We start from the raw sequence: 26117 nt of genomic DNA, 5'->3' as shown, positions 1-26117 counted from the left end.
TTTCAGGCAGTGTATTACAGGAACGCCAGGAGGCTTCTTTACACTTTGCATTCATTTTGCAATAGTATTACTATTTCTTATGCTTGCACTTCTGATTGGATATAATATTTTGAATTGTTCTTTCAGATAGAAAATAAAGTTTTGATAGCTCAGTTACTTTCATTCCATTGCAAAATTCAGTGTAAATATATTCATTTCTCAGAGACACTTTCCCTCTACTTCCACATTCTTCACCCCATCTTCGGGTTTCCTCCTGCTTTCGAGGAATATACAAATAACAACCATCCGTGTATTCTTGTAACTTTGATACTAAATATTCCGGTAAAATACTGTTAGCTTTTACATACTTCATTGTCATTCTCCTTTATTCTATTAAATCCTTAAAGAAGACTGTTAATTAAGCTGTACCTTTACGAAACCTTGTATTTCCACCTTTCGATTTAGACCAACTGATATTTCTTAATCATAAAGTTTATCACCATTACCACCCCTGCCTTATAAATATTACTTAATATACTTCTGTTTCTTCCATTATATCATCTAAATAGGTTATACACAATTCTCGGCTTATTTACATGGGGAGGCTTTCATATCCTTTTCGCTTTATGTAGAAATCTTATACCTTTTTATGTACTAAACATTTTCTTCTTTTGATTCCTTCATCGCATCAGCCAATGCTCTGCCTTGCTTGCTGATTTCTACCGTCGCAACAGAATTCATAGCGTTATTGTCTTCTGTTTCTTTTGTATCTGCTGATGCAGTATTGCTGCTAGTACTATCAGCCTTTGCTGCTTTGGCTTGTAAATTCTTAATTTGATTCTGTAAGTTTTGTATTTTTTCTTTTAGCTCTGTCTGTTTCTTCAAATCACTTTCTGTCTGTAATTGTGCTTCATAGGTCTGCATCTGGATCTCTAATTGATTTATTTTGTTCTCGTACTGGGTGCCTGCATTATTTGTACTTGCAGTAGAGGAATTTATTGAGATGCTCATACTGTTTTTCTCCTTTGTATTTTATTACTGAGGTTATTATAGTATATTTAGTATTGAAATATATAAAAAACACAGAAAATTCATCAATGAATATCCTTTCTATTTATCCATTGACAGAGTAGCTAAGGGTTAAATGAGATAATATAAGAACAAAGCCTAAAGTCTTAAATTTTCGTATGTAAAACCTAGAATTTTTATTGTATTTTTTCAAATATGTTTATTATAAACTAATCTTTATGACAATAGGTAGACAATCTGTCAGTTTCAGAACCTATAGAAAGGTGTACGTAAATGAAAAAACCGGTAATGCATTTTTCTAAGCCCAAGGTTAGACAGCAGATAATATTCATCTGTATGCTCTCTACCTTTATTCCATTGTTTTTTGTAGGCTTATTTTCGATTATGCAGGCAAGAATGCAAATGTCAGAACAATATAAATCTCAGGTAAATGCAGCCGCATTAAGAATCAATTCAACACTTTTTGATATTACTACTTCTTTATATACCTCCTGTGATAATTTAATCAATAGTAATTACCTGCGGATACTTTTAGGCTCTGATTATCGTATTTCAAGTGAAGAGCATCAATACTATAAACTAGCCTCAAATGCATTATCAACGATGCACTCTACCACCGCTGCCATCGCTTCTATAATGATTTACACCAACAACCCCAATATTCCCAGCGATTCACACATTACTACCGTGGATGATTACAGCAGCTTACCATGGAGGAAGCAAATAGTTGGAAATGCCGTAAACAGCTGGCAATGCCTCACAGGCGAAGACAGTTGGCATAATAAGGTTTATGAGCTTTCGATTATCAGGCGTATAGGTATTAATTCTACCAAGTACTCTGCTTATCTGGTATTAAGTATTGATGCAAATTACTTAAAAAACCGATTACTTAGTAGTGAATATACGGTTATGGCTTCTGTGGATAATGAACCTACCTTCTACGCTTCTGAGAAAAGATGGCTCCAAAAGCTGATTCCCTTTCCATCAGAACTTGATAACAGTTATTATAAATACACAGGCCCTATTATGATAGACTCTAAAAAGCAGCTTGCCAACATCGTTACCTTCCTTCCTTACAAAACCTATAATAAGTTTTACATCTGTGTTTCGGACCCAAACGCATATTCCAGGCTCAACAGGATTACTTTGATTTATATCGTTATACTCATTACAGCAACCTTATTTCCAATTATTTTGACAATTTTGTTTTCTTCCTATTTTAATTCTCGTTTACAGACCTTAAAAAATGCCATGCATCAGGTTAGCCAGGGTGATTATCTTATTATGAAATTATTTAAGGGTGATGATGAACTGGCTGAGATCTTCAAAGACCTGAAAGCAACGGTTCAAAAGATTTCTGAAAAAGAAGCAAAATTTTATCAGTCTCAGATTGTAGAGCAGCAGCTTATAAATAAACAACAGCAAATGGAATTTAAGATGCTTGCAAGCCAGATCAATCCGCATTTTTTATATAATACCTTGGAAACAATACGTATGCAGGCATTGTCTACCGGTAATAAGGACGTAATAAATTCCATAAAACTTCTGGGCAAGTCCATGCATTATGTCTTGGAGAATACCGGAACCGACTCAACTACCCTTGCAAAAGAACTGGAGTATGTAGAGGTATATTTATCGATACAAAAGATACGCTTCGGTGACAGAGTAAATTATACAATTCAATATTCTGAGGATATGGATTTAAATGATTACAAGATTTTACCTCTTTTATTACAGCCGGTCGTTGAAAATGCCGTTATACATGGTCTGGAACGAAACCTGCTCAACGGCCAGATTATTATTAATATATCGAAAACTGCAGATAACCTGCTTTTCATAAAAATATCCGATAACGGAAAGGGTATGAATGCTGATGACTTAAAGGAACTAACTAACCGGATTAATTCTGCCTCCCTTGATTCTGCCTCAAGTATTGGCCTGTATAACATCAATCAAAGGATTAAACTTCTCTATGGAGCAGAATACGGTATCACCTTTACAAGTCAGCTTAATGAGGGCACAACAGTAACCCTGATTATACCTGCTATTGTAATCAAGGAGGAATAGGCATATGGAATATACATTGCTTGATGTATTGATTGTTGATGATGAGGCCATTGTTAGAGAAGGTCTCAAGTATGTTATTGATTGGTATGCTCTCGGTTTTTGCATCTGTGGAGACGCAGCTTCGGGGGAGGAAGCAATCGAAAAGATAAAAAAATATAACCCAAATCTTGTTCTGCTGGATATCCGAATGCCCGGTATGGATGGAACGGAGTTAATTGAGCAGGTACGCAGCTCTGGATTTCAAGGTGATTTTATTATATTAAGTGGCTATTCTGATTTTAAATACGCTCAAACAGCCTTACATTATGGTGTTTCCTTTTATCTGACGAAACCAATTGATGAGGAGGCTCTGGAAAAAGCAGTAATAACAGTGAAAGAAAAGATATTAAAAAACAGAGAAAAGGAAAAATCCCTGAATCAATATCTGATAAAAGCGAAGTCAACGGTTCTGAAAGACCTGATGCTGGGAACCGAACCGAATAGTTCCATTAATTATTTAGAAATGGGATTATATGCTCCTATTTATCAGGTTGTAATTTACGAAGGCTATACACCTTTTTTCACAACCTACAGTTTTGCAGATTTGCTTAAGGTATCGAACCAGGGAAACAATTCCTTTGAGCATATCTCTCTGGATCACCAGGAAATTATACTGCTGAAAGGAAATCATGCTCTGAACAAATTCAATACCTGCCTGCACCATTATGAAAATGGTACTCAGAAAGGTTCTCCTCTTGATTCCATCTTTCTTACACATGGAAGAACAGTATCTGGCCTTTTTGATATACATTTATCCTATGAGGACTGCAGACGGCTGATGAGCAGACGATTTTTCTGTTTTGAAAATCAGCACGTTTTATCCTATGAAGTGTTACCTGAGATATCTTCCTACCAATCCATCATAAGTGATGAAAAATCAAAGTCTTATAGCAATAAAATTGTAAATTATATTCAGGCTATAAACAAACGTATGTTATCCGAAATACTACAGGAACTAAAAGGCTTACTATACCAAAGTGGTGATGATGTAATAACCATCAAACACTTTCTGGCTGATATTTTTCTTCAAACGAAACAAACCATAATGCATAAATACAGTCATGTCGATATTCCTTTTGCACACAATTCTGTTATTATTGAGATTATTGAAAACAAGTATTATTTGTACGAAATTATTCAGTATTTTACAGAACAGTTTGAAATGATTATCCGAGCCATTGGCAACAGCTCAAATGAAAGTATTTTTAATGATATTCTATATTATATTGAGCATAATTATTCCGCTCCATTGAAGTTAGAAACAATCGCCTCCTTATTTGGATACAACAGTTCCTATTTGGGTAAATTATTTAGCCAGAAGATGAACCAGAGCTTTAATTCTTATCTGGATGAAGTGAGAATCAAACATTCTGTGGAACTATTGGAAGATACGCATCTGAAGGTGTATGAGATTGCAACCAAGGTTGGATATAGTAATGTGAATTACTTTCACTATAAATTCAAAAAATTAAAAGGAATAAGCCCTGTTGAATTTAGAAAAGAAACTATTTGATATTCTATAGTAAATATATGAAAAAGGAAGCTGTCTCAAAACGAAAGTATTACTTCGTTTTGAAACAGCCCTTTTTTATTCATGCATTAAGTGCGATTATTGGTTATTCGCTAAAAACTCTTTATTTACTGCGTATCTGTCTTCACAAGTTTTTTTGTCAACTGCATATACCTGATCATAGCCTAAGCCCAGTGCAGTATCCTGCATCTCTTTTAACAGGCTGTCAAATTCAGCCTGATTCTTTGCAAATACCATCTGCCAGGAATACTGAACGATAATTTGCTTGCATTGTTCCTTAATTGCGCTGATATCTGTTGTGTAGTCAGCTCCAGAGAAAGGTATACCAGGATTTACTGCAATCATGTTCTTGTCTTTGTAGTATTCTATGCCTGTTGCATAATTCTCATTGTGTGCTGACCAATCCTTTGAAAGAGTAGTTGCCGTTAAATCAGCATATTCTTCCCATCTTTGATAGTTGTAATTTATACCGGTTTCTTTATTAATTTCCGTAATACCAACGGCATTGTAGTTCAATGCTGAGATACCGTCTTTCCAGGTACCGCCACCCCATTCCTCGGGTACTTCTAATTTCTGATCCATTTCTATGAATGCTTTTTTACCAAACTCTGTGAATACAGGTTTTCCGTCCTTCATTTCCCAAGTCAAGCCTTCGGGTCCACATTTACCACCGGTCTGGGTGGCAGACATCATAACACCTTCGGGGGAATATAACCAGTCAATAAAATCTGCTAATCTCTGAGGATCTTTTGCCTTGCTGCCAATCATAATTGCAAAGGAGTTATCACCTAATGGTGTGTTTCCAAAGCTTAGATATTTACCATCCTGTATCGTAACATCAGCAAAACCCTTACCAGCAGCCAGGTTATCTGCCGTATTATACGTACCGTTGCCTAACCAAGGCCATAAGGAATAAAGTACTGCACCATCGGTAAATTTAGCCGATACGGAATCAAAGTTCTGGGTTGTTGATTCAGGGTCGACTAATCCCATCTGGTTGGCATCATACAGGAACTTCAAAGCTCTTACATACTGTGAGTTGCTATCAATCATGCTTTGTATATCATTACCGGCTACATCATATAATGCAAAGCCCTGTGTGTTATAGCCATATACGGCGGTAAAGGATCCGGCATTCTGCATGATATCTCCATCCCAGTCCTGAAATAAGGAAAATGCATAAACATTCTTACCTGAGTCACTTTTCCCTGCTTTTTCCTGCATCTGTTTAAGAACTGGTAATAAGTCTTCTAAAGTGTTAATGGCAGGATAACCAACCTGACCGTATAAATCCCAACGAACACTGGGTGCACAAGTCGGATCAGTTGCCTCTGTTGGCTCTGTTGGTGATAACAATGAGGTCTGGCTGGGCACTGCCCAAAGACCATCTTTCTCTGCAAGTTTACTGGTATTCTCGATAGCATCCATACGTTCCTGGAGATTCTTTTCATTCCCGATATAATCGGTTAAATCAAGTACTAAATCTGCGCTTACCAAATCTTTTAATCTGCTCTGATTTGCATTGGTAAGAATTAGATCTCCTAAATTACCATTAGCGGAACGTGTCTGGTAAAGAGTATCACCACCACCTGCAACATTTGGTGCGATAATATTGAGTTCCATATTAAACTTGTCTTTTACTATTTTTGCGAACCAGCCTGATTGAGTTCCCTGAAAATTTGCCTGACTGTCGAAAACATCAACGGTAATGAAGTCTTTATAAGCGCTCTCAGTTTCTGTTCCCCCTGGTGTTTCTGTCTTATTATCGTTGTTGCCTTTGCTGCATCCTGTTAACATCGATGACAGCATCGTTAAGCATAATGCTGCACTTAACACGCTTTTTGTAAATCTGCTTTTTTTCATTGTAAATCCTCCTCTTCTCCTTTTTAAATTTTTTATTTAAATTATTGAATAAAAAATTTCCCTTTAACCTTTCACTGCTCCAATCATAATACCTTTTACGAAATATTTCTGGAACATCGGGTAAATGAATAATATCGGTAATACAACGATTACGGAGATTGTCATTCGTATCGATGTCGGTGTCTGCATGGTGACAAGACTGGAAACAGCTGATAAATTACCGGATGCCTTCACCAATAATGCCAAAGAACTTGCCTGATTGATATAAGAATATAGCAGATACTGTAAGGAATAAAGTTTCTGATCCGTTATATATATCAGGGTGTCCTGGAAGGAATTCCACTGACCTACTGCTGACCATATCGCTATTGTGGCTAGTATTGGTGTACTGGTGGGAAGTATTATTTTAAAGAATCTAGTTAACACCCCTGCACCGTCTACCTCTGCGGCTTCCTGAAGTGATGCCGGGATAGATTCCACATAGGTTTTTACCATGATGATGTTAAAGGGCTGTACAATCGCAGGGATTATATATACCCAGAAGCTATTGTTAAGACCTAAGGATTTCATCGTCATAAACATCGGAATTAAACCTGCACTGAAATACATGGTAATTACTACTGCTCTGTACCACAATCTTCTGCACCACAATTTCTGCTGACTAAACATAAATCCTAAAAAAGCGGATGACATAACCGTACATGCTGTACCGATTACAGTTCGGGCTACGGAGATAAATGCCGCATTTGCTAAGCCGCTTAATTGAAAGACATCAATATAATTCTGAATATGCAGCTGCTTTGGTATAAGATTGATATAGCCATTGGCACTAAGCTCATTGGAACTGATTGAATTTATGATCAAATAGTAAAATGGATAAAAACATATAATTGTGAACAAAGCAAAAAAAGTATAATTAAAGGTGTTAAACAGAACATCACCTGTCGTTCGTTTTCTTTTAGCCCCAAGCTTTTTATTATTTTTCATCATGTACCCCTCTCTATATAATGCTTTCGCCTCTGGTCTTTTTCGATACAAAGTTAACAAAGAATAACAATGTCAGACTTACCAAGCTTTTGAGGATACCAATTGCTGTTGCCAATGATAAACTTTTACCTGTCATACCAATGTTATAGACATATAAGTCAAGTACCTGAATATGCTGTTTGTTGAATGCATTCTGAAAAACATAATATTGGTCCATACCGTTTGATAAAAAGCTGGATACGGTAAACATTAACATAACCAAATAGGTAGGCATTAAGGAAGGAATCGTGATATTTTTAATAATGTGGTATCTGCCAGCCCCATCTACTCTGGCTGCCTCGAACATTTCCTGGTCAATACCGGCAATCGCAGCCAGATATATAATAGCCCCCCAGCCCAAGCCTTTCCATATACTCCATAAGATCATCATAAGCCAGACATGCTCATTGCTGTCCAAAAACTTAAGCGGCGCATTGATAAGATCAAACTTTTGCAATACACTGTTTACCATTCCTGTTGAGGAAAACAAACTAAAGGCTACCGAATAAACCAGAGTCCAGCTGATGAAATTGGGCAGAGTCGTTAAGGTCTGTACCACATTTTTAAACCGCTTACATTTAATTTCACTTAAAAATACTGCAAACAGAACTGGAAGGAAGGAAGTTGCCAGTCCCAAAAAGCTCATTGCAAATGTATTTTTTAGTACAATAAGAATCTGTTTTACCTGTGTTGGATTACTATATAATGCCTTAAACCACTTAAAACCAACAAATTCTGTCTGTGATAACTTGAGTGGAGCTCTATAATCATAGAACGCATATATCCATCCATGCAACGGGTAATACGAAAACATAAAACACAAGATAAGAAAAGGAAGTATAAGCAAGAACATCTTCTTGCCTTCTATATTATTTTTTCTTTTCTTATATGTATTTTTATTTGCCGCTACATTGTTCTGTTTCATTTTTATAGCCATCTTAGGTCCTGCCCCTTTCAAAATCGGTTCTCTCTTGCTCTCATTATTTTATAAGAAAAAACCTAAGGTTAATACATCAGAAATCCTATGTTAATTCACATAATTATTTGTGATAATGGCTAATTTTTGTGTAATATCTATAAATTAATGTAATCCATCTCTATTTTTTAGAGTAGTTTTATGTATCTGTTTAACATAAAATTTATGTATTATTAAACACTATTTTGAAAACTACCATAATATTTATTCGCTTATCGTAATTAACTTATCTGAGAGGAAATTAGATGAAATTTAACTTGAGCAGTCCTCTAATGGACTTTTTAACAACAACCGCGCAGTATATCGCTTTAAACATTGTTTTTATTATTTGTTGTATACCTATTGTCACAATTGGCCCGGCACTTGCTGCACTTTATCAAGTCATAATGAGAGAAACCAGAGGGGAATACGGATATCTGATGCGAAAGTACTTTCAGCATTTTAAAGAGATGTTTTTACAGTCATTTCTGACCTTCCTTTCTTTCGGGATAATCGTTTTATTACTTTTATTCAATGTTGGGTTTTGGAATGCGATGGAAGGTATCCTTGCTAATATTATTACCGTGCTTGTCTATATCATGCTGCTGGCTGTTGCCTGTACCTTTATCTATGTTTTTCCGTTAATGGCCAGATTTAAGAATGCTTTTTTGCAGACAATTAAAAATGCTTTTTATATAGCTCTGACGAACCCAGTTGATACCCTTATGCTAGTTGTTATCCATATATTGGTACTTGCTACACTATATTACTTTCCACCCAGTCAGATTTTTATGTTATTTGTCGGTTTCTGTTTTATTATATCTTGCAATTCTTATATTTTGCAAAGAGTATTTAAGAAGTATGAGGCTGATACCGCTCTCCAAGCTAACATCCACTAAAGCAGCATTGAGAAAGTATACCCCCTATATTTTTTTCAATTCCTTTCACCCAAATAAAAAGAATTCCGTATCAATCTATTATAGATTGGTATGGAATTCTTTTTTATGACAGGTAGCTGACTTAACGATTCCTCTTGATTCCATCTAAGTTGCTTCTACTTTCTCCTTTCGGAAAAAGTAATACTCCTAATTAGGACATTTCCGGTGTGATAAAAACGTTAAATTCAAATTCTTTTTCATTCAATTGATATTTCTCCAAGAGCTGAGGACCGCAGCTTGTAGAACCAATTCCTGATTGCTTATAGTCAACGCAAAGAATGGAATAGCCACTCTTTTTCAGTTCATAATTATGTTTTTTTTCTGACAATTCCTCTTGTGAATACTCAGAGGCATTAAACGAAAAATCTTCTTCTGATTCTATTTTAAGGCTTAAAAATCCATTTCCAAGCTTAACGTATTCGCAACCGAAATGAGAGGAGTTCTCCTGAGGTTTTATATAATCCTCATGCATTTCGTCTATTTTATCTGCAAAGATTCCTTTATAGGAGGCTCTGTGTTTGTCACTGTAGCTTTCATAAGGTCCATATCCATAATACTCAACTTCTGAAAAATTATTATCCATAAACAGCCTAAGTCCAAAGCGAGGTAAATAAGGACGTTTATCTGCTACTATTACCTTACTGTTAATTTTAACCTGACCACTCTTGTATACATATACTTTGTTGAATAATTCAAAGGTATTATGATAAGCATACCAGCCCAAAGCTAAATGATTGGAAATTACTATGGAATCCTCCGTTTTTGATACCGTGGTTGCGTATACCTTCGTAATCAGTTCATTTAAATGGAATTTGAGCCAATCACCTTTAACAGCACAATCATTATCTGTTGGTGCACGAAATGCATTGAATTCTATTGGTTTTTCAAGCAATTTTATTTCATTGAATTCCATCTTATCAAATAATCCCTTACGCTTATCAAAACAATATGTAAAATTATCACCTAGTATCTCAATAAAACGTTCATTTTCCTTAAAGTCAATTTGTTGCTTTGAGGCAGTAGGGCTAAAGTTTCTGGCTTTTTCACAAATAGCAAATTGTACAAAACCAATTTCTGATCCACTTTTAGCCCACTTGGTATCCTTCTTCTGCGTAAAAATAAACCTAATATACAAGCTCTCACCTGATAATCCTGCCAGTTTAGGTATTGTTATTAATTTTTTCGATTTTGCAGGTAACTTTATATCCATTTCTTCTGTGAGGACTAAGCTTCCTTTTTCTGTTACTTCGTATCTGCATATAAGTTTCTCAGATAATTCAGTAAAGTCATAGGTATTAACAAATTCGTATACGCCTCTATTCATATAAATTGGATTGATACGAATTGGCTGATATACATTTTTAACTTCTTTTAAGCCTGTATGAGGAGTTCTGTCCGGATAAACCAAGCCATCAATGCAGAAATTCCCATCATGCAATGGCTCCTTATGGTCTCCGCCGTAAGCATACATGGTTTTACCAGTCTCAGCTACTCCCAGATCCACCCCATGATCGCACCATTCCCAGACAAAACCTCCGCATAATCTATCATATTTATAGAATACGTTCCAATACTCTTCTAAATCCCCCGGACTGTTTCCCATTGCATGGCAATACTCACAGAGTACAAAAGGTCTTTTCTCCATCTTGTTGGGTAAAAACTGTTTTTCTATCCATTCCGGTGATGAATACATTGATGAGACAACATCCAGGGTATCCTCATTGTCTAAGGCTTTTTCTACTCCTTCTAATTCATGTATGCTCTGATAATGAACAAGTCTTGTATTATCAACTGACTTTATATATCTGGCTGCCCTTTCAAAGGCTTTGCTATATCCGCTTTCATTTCCCATAGACCAGAATATAACAGATGACCGATTAATATCTCTTGAAATCATCAAATCAATTCTGTCCAGAATTGCAGCCTCATACTCTTTTATATTAGCCAACAATGCAATACCAGAATAATCCCCATTATTATCCGTGGTATGAGATGCTTCCACACTGCCATGTGCTTCAATATCAGCTTCGTCTATCACATAAAATCCCATTTCATCACATAGCTGGAGGAATATTGGAGCATTGGGGTAATGGGAGGTTCTTATAGCATTTATATTATGTTGCTTCATTAATAGTAAATCTTCTATCATATCCTTTTTTGTAACACATGCCCCTGTTTTAGGATTACTGTCATGACGGTTAACCCCTTTGAATTTGACTGCTGCCTCATTTATCAGTACACATCCATTCTCGATTTTTATATTGCGGATGCCTATTTTCTCACCGATAGCCTCCTGATCTGTGTACAATATTAATTTATATAAATATGGGTTTTCCGCGTTCCAAAGGATTGGTGATTTTACCTCGATTTTCGCTTTATTATCAATCAGCGGTGCTTCAAAAAGCAGGTTATCCTCTGCATCAAACAGTTTAACACAAACCTCAGTATTGGTTTGTACCAATACATCAATATTAACACTGTCAATGTTCTTATTGTAGTCGCTGGTTACGGTATATTTACATACCCTGTTCTTAGGCCTGGATAACAGATAAACATCGCGTATTATTCCTGTAAATCTCCACTTATCCTGACACTCCAGATAAGTTCCATCGCACCACTTAAGAACCATAACTGTAATACTGTTCTCACCATTGATTAGATATTCTGTGATATTGAATTCACTGGTCATATGTGTAACCTGACTGTAGCCAGCGAATTTTTTATTGATATATAGATAAAAGCAGCTGTCAACTCCTTCAAAATTCAAAAATCTTTCTAAACCATCGGATAAATCCACCTGGAACTCTCTTTGGTATAGCCCAACCGGGTTTTCATCCGGAACATAAGGTGGATTATATGGAATTGGATATCTTACATTCAAATACATTGGTTTGTCATAGCCATATAATTGCCAGTTTGCTGGAACCGGAATAGTTTCAGTAAATCCTTTATCCAAAAAATCCTCTTCCACATCCAGAAAACTATTATAATACCTAAAATTCCAGGTTCCATTTAAAAGGTGAAAATAATCTGAGCTCTCTCTCTCCTCAAATGGATTGGAAGCTTTCGGAAAGGGTATATAATAATTTCTGTTAGGTTCTGTGTTTATATGTAATTTGTCCGGTGCTTCATGATATATATTATTTTGCTTCATTTTGGTTCTCCTTTTAATACATCTCCCTCGATATATAACAATATTAATATTTACAATAATATTATATATTGCATATTGTAAGACCGTCAATAAAATGATATTATTCTATATAAGTATATGAAACAACAGGTGACCAAGATGAGCAAAATTATTTATCCCATCAATCCTCCTATCAGCCGCCTTCCAATTATAGTTATGGGCATAGGTTATGAGGATAATCAACCACACATGCAAAGAAAAGATGGATATCCCCTTCATCAGATTTTTATTTGTAAAAGCGGGGAAGGCACCTTAAGGGTCAATGATAAGACCTATATCATTAAAAAAGGGTCATTCTTTTATTTAATGGCGAATTCCCCTCATGAATATTATGGAAATTCAGATAAATGGGAGGTTAGATGGATTTCCTTTTCCGGAGATCAAATTGATGATATTTTAACTGAGCTTAAATTTGACAGTAACCAGGTTGGGGCACTTGGTAATATTAGTAATATTGATAAAATGGAAGCTTCCTTTAAAAAAATATATGTGTCCTTAAAATCAGATAATATTTCCGGAAAATTTATTGCTTCTAGCGTTTTATATGAGCTACTTGTAGATTTGTATACTATGATACATGCGAAACAGGAAGATGAATCCTCAGAAGGAAATCGTATCATTAATTTAATCAGGCTTTATATTGATGAACATTATAATCAGGATATGACCTTGGAGGAGCTTTCTGATCTTGCGAATATAACTCCTCAGTATTTATGTAAGTTATTCAAAAAACATCTGGGACTTAGACCCTTTCAATATATTACAATGAAAAGGATACAAAATGCCAAAAAAATGTTATCTGATTATACAATGTCGGTTAACGATATCGCACATAAGGTAGGATTTAGCGATTGTAGTTACTTTTGTGCTATCTTCAAAAAATATGAGATGGTTACTCCAACACAATTTAGAGGATTATAGCTAATCTCTATAATCTATCGAATCGCTTCTTGAAATATAAGAATTCTAGGAAGATATATTTAAATGCCAACGCCAAAAACGAGAAGCGAATAGCTTCGCTTCCCGTTCTGAACAGACTATTATAAAAAGTAATAACTAAGACTATATCTTACCAACCCTTCACTTTATTCGTATCCGTATGGTACTTCTTATTTTCAGCAGTTTCAGGCATAAGCCCTAGGGTTGTTGAAGCAGCCTTGAACAGACCTCATCGAAAGTACCCGTTTTAATACATATGAATAACAGCTCATATACCCAGATATTACATATAAACTAATGTTCTAGTATCATTATCTTATATGTATTAAATCTTCTTTACCGGTCTTAAAATTTGATATCCCAACCCTTCCGGATAATGGCGCTGATAATCTTGACATACCTCCTCATTCCATTCATAGCCTAAAACCTCTGGGTCAAAACTCCATGCAAGCTTCTCAACCCTTCTCATAACTTCTTCATTCGCAGATAAATAGTTAAATGGCGGATGACTGAATACAATATAATAACTTCCAGGAAATTCACCTCGTAACTCGAAACCTTCAGGTATATCTCCATTATAATCAACATTTACTCCAAGGCCATAAAAGTAATTTCTTTCACGATTGCTCCATATCCAACCTGCTGTATGTCCGGTTACTACTGGATGTGTATATGTATCACTAATACTCGATACAATTCCTGTTAATAGATCACAATCATGTCCTGGCCATATCGCACCATTTTTCGTAGTTGACCGCTTATACACTCCTAGATATTTATGAGCAGGAATATACTCAATTCGATAGGAAGGTAAAACCAAATTCTCCATTGTCAAATCTCCTTTTTCAATATAATAAGAAGGGGTAATCACGATTTTTTTCATAGATATCGGAATTGGAATAGGATTTTTTCGGTAGGCAGCCGGTGTACATCCGTATGCATCCTTAAACGCTCTCGTCAGAGCTGTTTGTGATGAGAATCCATAATCTAATGCAATATCAGTGATTCCATCACAAGAATCTCGTATAGCAAGTGTGGCTTTACATAAACGCCGTTTTGCCATATAACTTTTTAATGTCATTCCTGCAATCCGATGAAATTGTGTTGAACAATAGAAAGGTGAATATCCTATTTGCCTAGAAATCTCACTAAGTGAAGGATTATTTATCGCATTATCATCAATCCAATCAATCATTTTTTGAATTGCATATATCCATTCATACAAGTCGTATCGCCTCCTTTCATATTTAGTATACAAAAAGAAAGATTTTATATCTTCACATGACTTGCAAAAGTTATATTAGCTATTCGTTCCCTGCAAGAGAATATATCAGCCAGTAATTCCATTGATTACATGTGAGCCTTATGCGCTGTAATTATAGTATAACTATATGCATTTACCGTTATTTCACAATTATCAATATTTATATACCAGTTCTTTCGTTTTCTAATTATAGAAGCATCAACACTTTATATCTTCTCTCTGCACCAAGTTACTACATCCTCGACCTCTAAAGATAGATTTCTCGTAATTCTCATGACACCTAATTCAGTAGTATGTAACCTATCCAAGTTTAAAATAAGCTCGCTTTGACTTCTAAGTTCCATTTTCTTAACCTCTCTACATTCTGTTTGCCTTAAGCCAAACACACTCGTAATCACCAAAAGAGTAAACAAAATTATTGACCATGGCCATCATAAGCATGATTTTCTATATAGGCCATCATTTGATTTCTTGTCTTAAGGTAAACGACAAATGCAACAACAATAGATAATCCTGATAATATTGGTTTATTAATATATACTCCTAAACCCCATAAAGTCAGAAACATGAATGCAAATAGTATTATCAAGCTCTTGTGTTCCTTCATCCACTTCTTTTTCCAAAAATCACATCGTTCTTTCAAGGAAAATGTACTGCTTTTCAAAACATTAACAATAGTATCATCTGCTCTTTGGCGAAAACTGTTATCATTGAGTCTCTCTCCGCAAAGCAATTCATTAATACTAACTGAAAATTCATTACTTAAGAGTTGAAGCATTTCAACGCTAGGTAAATAATTCCCATTTTCCCAACGTGATATCGTTTTATTAGTCACACCAATTTTTTCTCCCAATTCCTCCTGTGTAATTTTATTCTCACGACGGAGTTCAGAAATAAATCTACCGATTTTTACTAAGTCCATTTCTATATTACCTCTCTTTTTCCTTTTCTACACAGAAAGTATAGGTAAAAATATCAAAAAAGTCTTTACCATAAATAGCGAACGGTATTAGACATATTATTAATGTTAATCCTTTCCATTAGTACTTTATCATATAATACCACAAGTATTAATAAAATCATATCGAATCAAAGACACTAGCAAAAAGCACCCTACCACTTTAACATGATAGGGTGCTCTATTAATCTTTACTCATTAAGTTCTGTCCGTCTTAAGCCAGACCGCTTAACATCAAAGATTTATTATTTTTTAGCGTTTAATACTGCCTGTGCTGCTGCAAGTCTTGCAATAGGCACACGGAAAGGTGAGCAGGATACATAGTTAAGTCCTACATTGTGGCAGAATTCAACTGTTGAAGGATCTCCACCGTGCTCTCCACAGATACCAAGCTTGATGTTAGGTCTTGTAGCACGACCTTTTTCGGATGCCATTTTAACTAACTGGCCAACACCTTCCTGATCAAGTCTTGCGAAAGGATCAGATTCGAAAATCTTGTTGGTGTAGTAAGAATCTAAGAACTTACCAGCATCATCACGAGAGAATCCGAAAGTCATCTGTGTTAAATCGTTCGTACCGAAGGAGAAGAACTCAGCTTCTTCAGCGATCTCGTTAGCAAGTAATGCTGCGCGAGGAATCTCGATCATTGTACCGATGTGGTATTCGATGTCAGAGCCTTTTTCAGCCTTAACAGCTTCAGCAGTCTCAACTACGATATCTTTAACGAATTTTAACTCTCTCTTCTCGCCTACTAAAGGAATCATGATTTCAGGAATGATATCAAATCCTTTTTCGTTCTTAACTTCGATAGCTGCTTCCATAACTGCTCTTGTCTGCATCTTAGCAATCTCAGGATATGTTACGGCAAGACGGCAACCTCTGTGTCCCATCATAGGGTTGAACTCGTGTAAGGAATCACAAGTAGCTTTAACTTCTTCAACAGAAAGTCCCATATCTTTTGCTAATGCAACGATATCATCTTCTTCTGTAGGTACGAACTCATGTAACGGAGGATCTAAGAAACGGATAGTAACAGGTCTTCCTTCCATAACTTCATATAAGCCCTTGAAATCACCTTTCTGGAAAGGTATTAACTGGTTAAGAGCTTCTTCTCTTGCTTCAACAGTCTTAGAAAGGATCATCTTTCTAATCTTGTGGATTCTTTCACCTTCAAAGAACATATGCTCTGTACGGCAAAGACCGATACCTTCAGCACCAAACTTAACAGCGTTAGCTGCATCAGCAGGTGTGTCTGCATTTGTTCTAACTTTTAATGTTCTGATTTCATCAGCCCATGTCATGATTCTGTCGAAGTTACCACTGATAGCAGCTTCTACTGTAGGGATATCTCCGATGTAGATATTACCGGTTGAACCGTCAAGTGAGATGTAATCTCCCTCTTTTACTGTCTGTCCAGCAATTGTAAAGTACTTAGCTTCTTCATCAATTACGATTTCACCACAACCAGAAACGCAAGCAGTTCCCATACCACGAGCAACTACGGCTGCGTGAGATGTCATACCACCACGTACAGTTAAGATACCTTCAGCTGCATGCATACCTTCGATATCTTCAGGTGATGTCTCAAGACGAACAAGGATAACTCTTTCACCTTTTTCATGGTTCTTCTTTGCATCATCAGCAGTAAAGTATACTTTACCAGCAGCAGCACCAGGAGAAGCAGGAAGAGCTTTTCCAACAGGTTTAGCTGCCTTTAATGCAGCAACATCAAATCCGGGATGTAATAACTGATCTAAGGATTTTGCTTCGATTCTTGCGATAGCCTGCTCCTTTGTGATCTTTCCTTCATCTACTAAATCGCAAGCGATCTGAAGAGCAGCAGGAGCTGTTCTCTTACCGTTACGTGTCTGTAAGAAGTATAATGTCTTATCTTCGATTGTGAACTCCATATCCTGCATATCTTTGTAGTGGTTCTCAAGCAGGTTAGCAATTCTCATGAACTCTGTAAATACTTCTGGCATATCCTCTTCCAGTCTTGTGATAGGCAGAGGAGTTCTGATACCAGCAACTACGTCTTCACCCTGAGCGTTGATTAAGTACTCACCGTAGATCTTAGCTTCACCAGTGGAAGGGTTACGTGTGAAAGCAACACCTGTACCGGATGTCTCGCCCATATTACCAAATACCATGGCCTGAACGTTAACGGCTGTACCCCAATCTCCAGGGATATCATTCATTCTTCTATAGTAGATAGCACGAGGGTTGTCCCATGAACGGAATACAGCTGTTACAGCTTCGATTAACTGATCAGCGGGATTCTGAGGGAAATCTGTACCTTTTTCTGCTTTATATAATGCTTTAAATGCAGTGATAACTTCTTTTAAATCTTCAGCAGTAAGATCAGTGTCATAATGAACACCTTTCTTCTCTTTGATTTCATCTAAAACTCTTTCGAATTTTGCTTTGCTGATTTCCATAACTACATCAGAGAACATCTGGATAAATCTTCTGTATGAGTCATAAGCAAATCTAGGGTTACCAGTTTTTGCTGCGAAACCTTCTACCGCTGCATCTGTTAAACCTAAGTTAAGGATTGTATCCATCATACCAGGCATGGAAGCTCTGGCACCGGAACGTACTGAAACTAATAAAGGATTCTCAGTATCTCCGAATTTCTTTCCCTGCTCTGCTTCTAAAATCTTAAGTGAATCAAAGATCTGTCCTTTGATTTCATCAGTTATTTTCTTACCGCTCTTATAATAGTCGGTACAAGCTTCTGTTGTTACAATAAAGCCCTGAGGGATGGGAAGACCTAAATTGGTCATTTCGGCTAAGTTAGCACCTTTACCACCAAGCAGATTCTTCATATCCGCTTTACCTTCTTTGAACAAATATACCCATTTTGCCATTTTGGTAATAACCTCCTAATTCAATTTCAATAATTTGACTTTCTAGTCACCGTTTAACATTATAACATAAGATTGCTAAATAAGGAAAGAGCTTTTTCCTTTAAAATATGATAAAAATTATATTTAACAATATAATCTTTATAAATATTGTTAAAAAAATATAAAAACCTAGGCTGCCATCAATATTAATAAATAGTTTTCCATTATATTCCGACAAACTACCAAAAATAACAAACACACAAATCACAGGCTACCTGTGATGCTTTCCATTGAAAAAGAGTAACGTCTTTCTTTACACTAATTTTTAGAATTCAAATTTCTTTTCAAAATATGCCTTTAAGTCTTCGATACGGATTCTTTCCTGTTCCATGGAATCTCTGTCACGAACAGTTACAGCTCCATCATTTTCTGACTCAAAGTCATACGTGATGCAGAAAGGTGTTCCAATCTCATCCTGTCTTCTGTATCTCTTACCGATATTTCCTCTGTCATCGAACTCACAGTTGTAAATCTTACTTAAATTTGTAAAGATCTTCTCAGCTCCTTCGGAAAGCTTCTTGGAAAGAGGTAATACACCAATCTTAACCGGTGCAAGTGCAGGATGGAAATGAAGCACGGTACGGATATCTCCGTCGCCTAAGTCTTCTTCATCGTAGGCACCGCAGAGGAAAGCAAGGGTTACTCTGTCTGCACCCAAGGAAGGTTCTATAACATAAGGGATGTATTTGATCTTTTTCTCATCATCAAAATATCCCATATCTTCTTTGGAAACATTCTGATGCTGGGTTAAGTCATAATCTGTTCTGTCTGCGATACCCCATAATTCTCCCCAGCCAAACGGGAAAAGGAATTCGATATCCGTAGTTGCCTTACTGTAGAAAGAAAGCTCTGCTGCTTCATGATCTCTTATACGCATTTCTTCCTTCTTCATACCAAGCGTCAGTAACCAGTCGATACAGAACTGTTTCCAGTAGGCAAACCATTCAAGGTCTGTATCCGGCTCACAGAAAAATTCCAGCTCCATCTGCTCAAATTCCCTGGTACGGAAAGTAAAGTTTCCGGGAGTAATCTCATTACGGAAGGATTTACCTACCTGGCCGATACCAAATGGAATCTTCTTTCTGGAGGTTCTCTGTACATTCTTAAAGTTTACGAAAATTCCCTGTGCTGTTTCAGGTCTTAAGTATACGACATTCTTAGCGTCCTCTGTTACTCCCTGGAAGGTCTTAAACATAAGGTTGAACTGGCGGATGTCAGTAAAGTTATGTTTGCCGCATGTAGGGCAATTTATACTATGTTCATCGATGTAGGATTTCATTTCTTCCTGTGACCAGGCATCTACAGCATTCTCAAAGGTAATCTCTTTCTCTGCCGCATAATCTTCTATGAGCTTATCTGCACGGAATCTTTCGTGGCATTCCTTACAGTCCATCAGGGGATCAGAGAAACCGCCCAAATGTCCGGAAGCCACCCAGGTCTGGGGATTCATCAGGATGGCGCAGTCAACACCTACATTATAAGGATTCTGCTGTATGAACTTTGACCACCAGGCTTTCTTGACATTATTCTTAAGCTCCACACCCAGGTTTCCGTAATCCCAAGTGTTCGCAAGACCTCCGTAAATCTCAGAACCGGGATATACAAATCCTCTTGCCTTTGCCAAGGCTACTATTTTCTCCATTGTCTTTTCCATCTTAAATCTCCCTCTGCCTTCTTGGGCTTAATATAACATTGTATAAACATAAACAGGACTGCTGTTTTATGGTTTGAATATGATGACAGTTGATTCCTCATCAGATGTCTGGATTTCATGCTTGTCCTTTAAGGTACCGCCAGTATAGTATTTTATAGTACCCTGCAGTAATACGTCAAGCTTCTCTTTTACGATCAGCACCTTATATTTGTTGTTTTCCAGTGCTGCTGCTGTCGCTGTGGTCTTCCCCTTTTTGACTGCTGTAAAGCTCTGAGGCAATTCGACACTTCCGCTCTTTGCCTGGGCTGCTGACAGCAATACGGTATCTTTTTTATGAAAACTGTTATAATCCTCTAAGCTTGCATAAGTTAGGATCAATAACGCTTTTCCCTCGTTTATTTCCAAGCTCTTTTTGGTGATAGCTTCGCTACCTTTATCTGTATTATACTTATTTATTTTTTCCGTTACATAGGCGTCAAGCTCGGCACTGTCATAATAAGTCTTGTCAAAGTCTTCTATGGTGGCTGCCTCAATACTTCCGTCTTCCTTTAACAAAAATGTATTATTACTTGTTTTCTTCGAATCGATTTCATCATTTTTGCTGCATCCTGCCAGCATAATGAGGCACAATACGAGGGTTACACTCAAAACCAATTTCTGCATAATCTTCCTCCGTATGGATTTTAATAAAGTCTTTTCCATTGTAACCTTAAAAACTTCTAATTTCAACTTAAAATTATCAGGACAGCATCATTTTCAGTATCTTGAGAGATTTCAATTCTCGGTCGATTTGTCCTTTGGCATGTATATCCACAAAAATTTCTATTTCTGAAAGTACTTCCTCTGATACCGTAAAAGTATAGAGCTTTGTTAACTGGGCACTAAGTATGTATTGCATGGTGTAAAGGGCAGTTTCTGAAATCCTTAGGGTACTACTTTCTCCGGAAGGGCAGCTGCCGCATAATACGCCTGAAAGGCTGCTGCTGTATCTGGTCAGATTTTCATTTCTTCCGCACTTTACACAGGCAAATACCTGCGGTGCCACTCCATTTATCTGAAACATCCGAAGCTCAAAAATTCTTCGGACCAGTAATTTTCCAATACCTGAAAGGCTCAATGCCTTTAATGACTGATATAAAAGCTTTAAGCTTTCTGTTCCGTCTTCGTATTCATGAACATAGTAATCTGACAGTTCACAAAAATACATGCCGTAACAGGCACCTTCTACATCCGGTCTTAATTCTTCAAAATAATTTGTTATATTAACAGACATAATTGTATAGGCACTTCTGCCTTCATAAAGCTCAAAAGTCCCAAAAGAAAAGGGATTGCTGCATGCCAAAAAGGCACTACCGGGTTTTCGAGCGCCTTTAGCAAATGCTGTAATTTTCCCTTTTTCCTTCGTAAGTATAACTAGTCTTTTGTCATACTCACCCACGGGCATGGCTGAAAGTACCATCCCTGTCACAGCCGTAGTTATCATCTGGGCTGCCACCCTCTTTCTTGTCACCGCTCATCTTGTCCATATCTCTTTCTACGGTACAAGCAATGTAACTCAAATAGTCATATATGTTACCGCTTCTTGCAAATTTGTCCCAGCAATCTTTGTTTCCCATCTTGTTTCCCCCTTCTAAAACAGGTTTTATGTTACATTAAAAGGATACCCTGAACTTACCTGTTTTAAACCGGGAATACTATCCAAATATTTATATCTGAATGTCTTTTTTGTCGTAGCCGTAATTCTTTATAAGAAAATCACTGTCTCGCCAGTCTTTTTTAACCTTGACCCATAATTTTAAGTTTACCTGCATATCCAGAAGATTTTCAATTTCTCTTCTTGCCTGGGTTCCGATTTGTTTTAATTTCTCACCCTTTTTGCCGATTATAATACCTTTATGACTGTCTCTTTCACAGACTATGGTGGCATCAATATCAATCATGCTGCCATCCTTACGCTCCTTCATGCTGTCTATTGCGACTGCAATTCCATGAGGAATCTCATCGCTTAAGAGTCTTAGTGCTTTTTCTCTGATAAGTTCAGCCGTAATCTGCTTCTCCGGCTGGTCGGTTATGGTATCTTCATCGTAATACATGGGGCCTTGGGGAAGGTAAGAGAAGATTGTCTTTAAGAGTTCTTTCGTATTTTCCCCTTTAAGAGCGGAAACCGGTACGATATCAGCAAAGGGATAGAGATCCTTATAGGTATCGATGAATTTTAAGATTTCTTCTTTTTTTACAGTATCAACTTTGTTTATGACAAGAATTACAGGGGTCTTTATTTTCGTAAGCTGCTCTGCGATGTGCCTTTCACCTGCACCGATAAAAGTTGAGGGTTCTACCAGCCAGAGTATCACATCCACTTCTTTCATGGTACGTTCAGCGATGGATACCATATATTCCCCCAGCTTGTTCTTGGCTTTATGAATACCTGGAGTATCCAGGAAAATGATCTGTCCGTCCTCCTGTGTGTATACTGTCTGTATACGGTTTCTGGTTGTCTGGGGTTTATCCGAGGTTATTGCTATCTTCTGCCCGATCAAATGGTTCATGAGAGTTGATTTCCCAACATTGGGCCGCCCGATAAGAGTAACAAACCCTGATTTGTATTCCTGCTTTTTCATTTATTCTTCTTCACTCTTTCTTTTATCCTTGTGATGTAAATGGATAGTTATTCTCATTTTATAACAGACAGGCATCCGGTTTCTGTCTGTACAAGCTGTAATTTGGGTTCCCATATCCAGGTATTCTTATCTTGAAGATATGGCTGCAAATACAACTTAAATATCAACCGAATGCTGTCTTTCATACATATTATTTCGATAGATTCTTTACTTCCAGGAACAAGTCTTTGTTCTGTTCGATCTTATTCTCACTGCCAATAACACAAAGATTGCCGCATTCCAGTATAGCCTGCACGATGTCTGATAATTTACGGATATCTTCTTTGGTCGCACCTAGAATCTGATCTCTCTGTTTTTGTACATCTGCTTCTGTTACTCCTGTCAAGAATGCTCCCATGGAAACATCACCCTTCATACGAGGGGTACGCGGCGTATCGATGTTACTGATAGTTCCGATGATATATTTCGTCATATCTCTGTCGTCAACCGTAAAGTTCTTAATATAGTCTACCGCTCTGTCGTATACTTCATTGGTTTCCTTTAAGTTAGGGTCTCTGTAGGATGTAAAATAACCGTTACCGCTGATACTGGAGAAGCCGCACATACAGCCGTAGGCTCCGCCTTTTACACGGATGTTGTTCCAGAGATACTCATAACTCATTATGACCTTTAAGACATCTAATGCACCGGTGTATTCATAACCGCTTTGAAAGAAATTTCCGGTACGGGCTACATACTGAACCTGGCCGGAGGTCTTAAAGCCTTCATTTGCTTTTCTCAGCTCAAAATGCTCTGCAAGCTTTTCAACCGGTTCCTCCTTCAGCTGCTCTACAAAAGGCAGAAGTTTACCTTTTAAGGTATCAAGGCCGTCTTCACCAGAGGTAAAGCTGATAATCAGATTTTCCTTGCGGAAGATATAGCACATTAAGAGCTTTAATTTACTGATTACCTCATCAGCCTTCTCTTTAAAGCCTGTATCCAGACCCTCAATAAATTTATAGAAGGAAATACCTTTTGTCTCTTCGCTGAATCTTGAGGATTCTGAGAAGTAGGACATAGCCCTGTCTACGGCCGCCGAATGTCCGGCTGAAGTTATATGCATAAGGAGTCTTGATTTTATCTCCGAAATAATCTCCTGAATCCGCTTCTTGTCATCGAATTTCGTAAAGCTTATGATTTCCTTTAATAAATCGAAGGCATCATCCATTTCTTCATACAGCGCCTTAACATCCAGTATCAGCGCCGGCAGATACTCACTTGTGCTTCCCTTTCGTCCATAACAGCTCAAATCACAGCTGATACCGCCGGTATGAATATTGATTTCATTGGACAATTCCAGGTAACTGTAATGCTCTGTATCTACAAGACCTAATACGGAGGAAAGAAGTCCGATATAAGGTGTCAGCTCTTTCGGAATCTCTTCCAGATCGAAGATAAGCCTCATATAAGCAATACCATTTGTAAAGACATCATGATGTACGATGGTAATTCCATCCACATCCTTCTCCTCGTTATAGAAAGGCTGTGCTTTCTTATCAATGTCCTCTACGCTTAACAGCGGAATACTTTCAAGCTCTTCTTTGGTGGAAGGGGTATCCTGATATTTCTTCAGGTTTATGGTATCTTCAATGAGTCTGGTGATTTCTTCTTTTGTCAGACTCTCTTTATAGGCCTGTAATTTTTCTTTTAACTGTACTTCCTTTTTAGAAGTAAGTCCCTGTTTGGGAAGTAAAGTTACAAGAGTCACATGAGGATTACCTAACAGATAGTTCTCAATGAGCCTTACATAGTAATCTGTATTGATTTTGCTCTTCAGGTTTTCAAATATGACATTGGAGTTCAGTTTAAGGAAAGGCTTGCCATCGTCGTAGAGCCAGCTGCTCAACATCTGGATGCCATACATTAATCCCTTCGGGAACTGTCCGAAATCGGCTTCTCTGTATTTGAATTCATAATAATTAATGGCTGCTTTCAGTGATTTTTCATCCAGCCCTTTCTTTACAAGGCTTTCTAAGGTAGTCTTTATGACCTTTAAGAATTCCTCTCGCTGATCCATTTCCGCATTTTTGGAAACCACAGAGAAGATGGGCTGATACGTATCACTGTCAAAACTGCTGATAATATCTTTACCGATACCGGCATCTAAGAGCGCTTGCTTTAAGGGAGCGCCGGGTGCTGATAATAAGACATATTCCAACACCTGGAAAGCCATACACAATTCTCTGTCCAGGTTGGTGCCGATGGATAAATTATAGCTGAAATAGGTATTTGCTGCTGCATCTTCCTGCTCACTTAAAGGATAATAGCTGATTAACTCTCTTCTTTCTGCAAATGGTTCCTGGAATCTAATCTCAGAATCTACAAAGAGGTAATCAAAATCCTTTAAATATTTCTCATGAAGCCAGGTCAGCTTCTCATTTATATCCATATCTCCATACAGATAAATATAGCTGTTGGAGGGATGGTAGTATTTTTTATGAAAATCTAAAAAATTTTCATAGGTCAAGTCCGGGATATATTCAGGATCACCGCCAGACTCCACACCATAAGCAGTATCCGGGAATAAGGAGTTCTGAATGGTACGGAATAAGAGCTGTTCAGGAGAAGAGAATGCACCTTTCATCTCGTTGTAAACAACACCGTTATATATTAATTCACCATCTTCCTTCTCCAGCTCATAATGCCAGCCTTCCTGTCGGAAGATTTCCTGTTTCTTGTATATATTAGGATAAAAAACCGCATCCATATAAACGTGCATGAGATTCTGAAAATCCTGCTCATTACAACTGGCTACAGGATATATGGTCTTATCCGGATAAGTCATTGCATTTAAAAAGGTATTTAAGGACCCCTTTGCCAGTTCGATAAAAGGATCTTTCGCCGGGAAATCCCTGGAGCCGCATAATACAGAATGTTCGATGATATGTGCTACCCCCGTACTGTCAACGGGCGGTGTACGAAATCCTACTGAAAATACTTTATTGTTATCATCATTGGAGACAACTGCTACTCTTGCTCCTGTCTTCTTATGTTTCAGAAGCACGCCAAAGCTGTTTATATCCTTAAGCTCTTCTTCTGAAAGGAGCTCGTATTCGTTAAGGTTGCCTAACTCTTTGCTGCTTTTTATGTTTCTTGCCATAATGTACCTCCTT

The 26117-nt window shown here is 37.2% G+C and carries 19 protein-coding genes and 1 pseudogene; 4 read left to right on the top strand and 16 right to left on the bottom strand.

Annotation, left to right across the window (positions count from 1 at the left end):
• Nucleotides 1–70: 70 nt before the first annotated feature.
• On the bottom strand, nucleotides 71–352 hold the full coding sequence (locus tag R2R35_RS15865) for a CD3324 family protein (protein ID WP_317730806.1): 282 nt from the start codon (nucleotides 350–352) through the stop codon (nucleotides 71–73).
• Nucleotides 353–633: 281 nt separating this feature from the next.
• Entirely contained in the window at nucleotides 634–990 is a 357-nt protein-coding gene (locus tag R2R35_RS15860) for a FlxA-like family protein (RefSeq protein ID WP_317730805.1), read from the bottom strand.
• 291 nt (nucleotides 991–1281) lie between these two features.
• On the opposite strand from R2R35_RS15860, the gene R2R35_RS15855 reads away from it, so the two are divergent.
• Nucleotides 1282–3075 carry a sensor histidine kinase gene (locus tag R2R35_RS15855; protein ID WP_317730804.1) on the top strand — a complete coding sequence of 598 codons (1794 nt, stop codon included), beginning with the start codon at nucleotides 1282–1284 and terminating at the stop codon, nucleotides 3073–3075.
• A 4-nt stretch (nucleotides 3076–3079) separates the two neighbouring features.
• Nucleotides 3080–4627 (top strand): response regulator, encoded by a 1548-nt coding sequence (locus tag R2R35_RS15850; protein ID WP_317730803.1) that lies wholly within the window; start codon nucleotides 3080–3082, stop codon nucleotides 4625–4627.
• A gap of 96 nt (nucleotides 4628–4723) precedes the next feature.
• Here the strand turns inward: R2R35_RS15850 and R2R35_RS15845 are convergent, their stop codons facing one another.
• The 3 genes from R2R35_RS15845 to R2R35_RS15835 form a co-directional block, all read right to left on the bottom strand.
• The gene (locus R2R35_RS15845) at nucleotides 4724–6508 is read right to left on the bottom strand and encodes an extracellular solute-binding protein (RefSeq protein WP_317730802.1); all 1785 of its coding nucleotides are present in this window, start codon (nucleotides 6506–6508) and stop codon (nucleotides 4724–4726) included.
• Nucleotides 6509–6571: 63 nt separating this feature from the next.
• Nucleotides 6572–7495: a carbohydrate ABC transporter permease gene (locus R2R35_RS15840; protein ID WP_442872295.1), complete on the bottom strand. Its 924-nt coding sequence runs from the start codon at nucleotides 7493–7495 to the stop codon at nucleotides 6572–6574.
• 13 nt (nucleotides 7496–7508) lie between these two features.
• On the bottom strand, nucleotides 7509–8471 hold the full coding sequence (locus R2R35_RS15835; protein ID WP_331670147.1) for an ABC transporter permease subunit: 963 nt from the start codon (nucleotides 8469–8471) through the stop codon (nucleotides 7509–7511).
• Between the two features lie 284 nt (nucleotides 8472–8755).
• Between R2R35_RS15835 and R2R35_RS15830 the strand changes: the two genes are divergently transcribed.
• The gene (locus R2R35_RS15830; RefSeq protein ID WP_317730798.1) at nucleotides 8756–9388 is read left to right on the top strand and encodes a YesL family protein; all 633 of its coding nucleotides are present in this window, start codon (nucleotides 8756–8758) and stop codon (nucleotides 9386–9388) included.
• 190 nt (nucleotides 9389–9578) lie between these two features.
• Here the strand turns inward: R2R35_RS15830 and R2R35_RS15825 are convergent, their stop codons facing one another.
• On the bottom strand, nucleotides 9579–12581 hold the full coding sequence (locus R2R35_RS15825; RefSeq protein ID WP_317730797.1) for a glycoside hydrolase family 2 TIM barrel-domain containing protein: 3003 nt from the start codon (nucleotides 12579–12581) through the stop codon (nucleotides 9579–9581).
• 138 nt (nucleotides 12582–12719) lie between these two features.
• On the opposite strand from R2R35_RS15825, the gene R2R35_RS15820 reads away from it, so the two are divergent.
• The gene (locus R2R35_RS15820; protein WP_317730796.1) at nucleotides 12720–13541 is read left to right on the top strand and encodes an AraC family transcriptional regulator; all 822 of its coding nucleotides are present in this window, start codon (nucleotides 12720–12722) and stop codon (nucleotides 13539–13541) included.
• 343 nt (nucleotides 13542–13884) lie between these two features.
• On the opposite strand, the gene R2R35_RS15815 is transcribed toward R2R35_RS15820, so the two are convergent.
• The 10 genes and pseudogenes from R2R35_RS15815 to R2R35_RS15770 form a co-directional block, all read right to left on the bottom strand.
• Nucleotides 13885–14784 carry a helix-turn-helix transcriptional regulator gene (locus R2R35_RS15815; RefSeq protein ID WP_317730795.1) on the bottom strand — a complete coding sequence of 300 codons (900 nt, stop codon included), beginning with the start codon at nucleotides 14782–14784 and terminating at the stop codon, nucleotides 13885–13887.
• A gap of 125 nt (nucleotides 14785–14909) precedes the next feature.
• Nucleotides 14910–15167, bottom strand: a pseudogene (locus R2R35_RS15810) (DUF3781 domain-containing protein).
• A gap of 71 nt (nucleotides 15168–15238) precedes the next feature.
• Nucleotides 15239–15745, bottom strand: a complete 507-nt coding sequence (locus tag R2R35_RS15805; RefSeq protein ID WP_317730794.1) for a helix-turn-helix domain-containing protein — start codon at nucleotides 15743–15745, stop codon at nucleotides 15239–15241.
• A 281-nt stretch (nucleotides 15746–16026) separates the two neighbouring features.
• On the bottom strand, nucleotides 16027–18651 hold the full coding sequence (gene ppdK, locus R2R35_RS15800; protein ID WP_317730793.1) for a pyruvate, phosphate dikinase: 2625 nt from the start codon (nucleotides 18649–18651) through the stop codon (nucleotides 16027–16029).
• Nucleotides 18652–18955: 304 nt separating this feature from the next.
• Nucleotides 18956–20344 carry a glycine--tRNA ligase gene (locus tag R2R35_RS15795; RefSeq protein WP_317730792.1) on the bottom strand — a complete coding sequence of 463 codons (1389 nt, stop codon included), beginning with the start codon at nucleotides 20342–20344 and terminating at the stop codon, nucleotides 18956–18958.
• Nucleotides 20345–20410: 66 nt separating this feature from the next.
• The gene (locus tag R2R35_RS15790) at nucleotides 20411–21007 is read right to left on the bottom strand and encodes a hypothetical protein (RefSeq protein WP_317730791.1); all 597 of its coding nucleotides are present in this window, start codon (nucleotides 21005–21007) and stop codon (nucleotides 20411–20413) included.
• A gap of 76 nt (nucleotides 21008–21083) precedes the next feature.
• Entirely contained in the window at nucleotides 21084–21827 is a 744-nt protein-coding gene (gene recO, locus R2R35_RS15785; RefSeq protein WP_317730790.1) for a DNA repair protein RecO, read from the bottom strand.
• Entirely contained in the window at nucleotides 21775–21960 is a 186-nt protein-coding gene (locus R2R35_RS15780; protein WP_317730789.1) for a hypothetical protein, read from the bottom strand. The genes recO and R2R35_RS15780 overlap by 53 nt, the downstream gene beginning before the upstream one ends.
• A 90-nt stretch (nucleotides 21961–22050) precedes the next feature.
• Entirely contained in the window at nucleotides 22051–22965 is a 915-nt protein-coding gene (gene era, locus R2R35_RS15775) for a GTPase Era (RefSeq protein WP_317730788.1), read from the bottom strand.
• A gap of 190 nt (nucleotides 22966–23155) precedes the next feature.
• Entirely contained in the window at nucleotides 23156–26104 is a 2949-nt protein-coding gene (locus R2R35_RS15770) for an insulinase family protein (RefSeq protein ID WP_317730787.1), read from the bottom strand.
• Nucleotides 26105–26117: the final 13 nt, after the last annotated feature.

It is taken from the genome of Anaerocolumna sp. AGMB13020 (assembly GCF_033100115.1).
GTDB lineage: Bacteria > Bacillota > Clostridia > Lachnospirales > Lachnospiraceae > Anaerocolumna.
The sequence above is the reverse complement of the archived record's forward strand: the minus strand, read 5'-3'. Positions and strand labels throughout refer to the sequence as shown.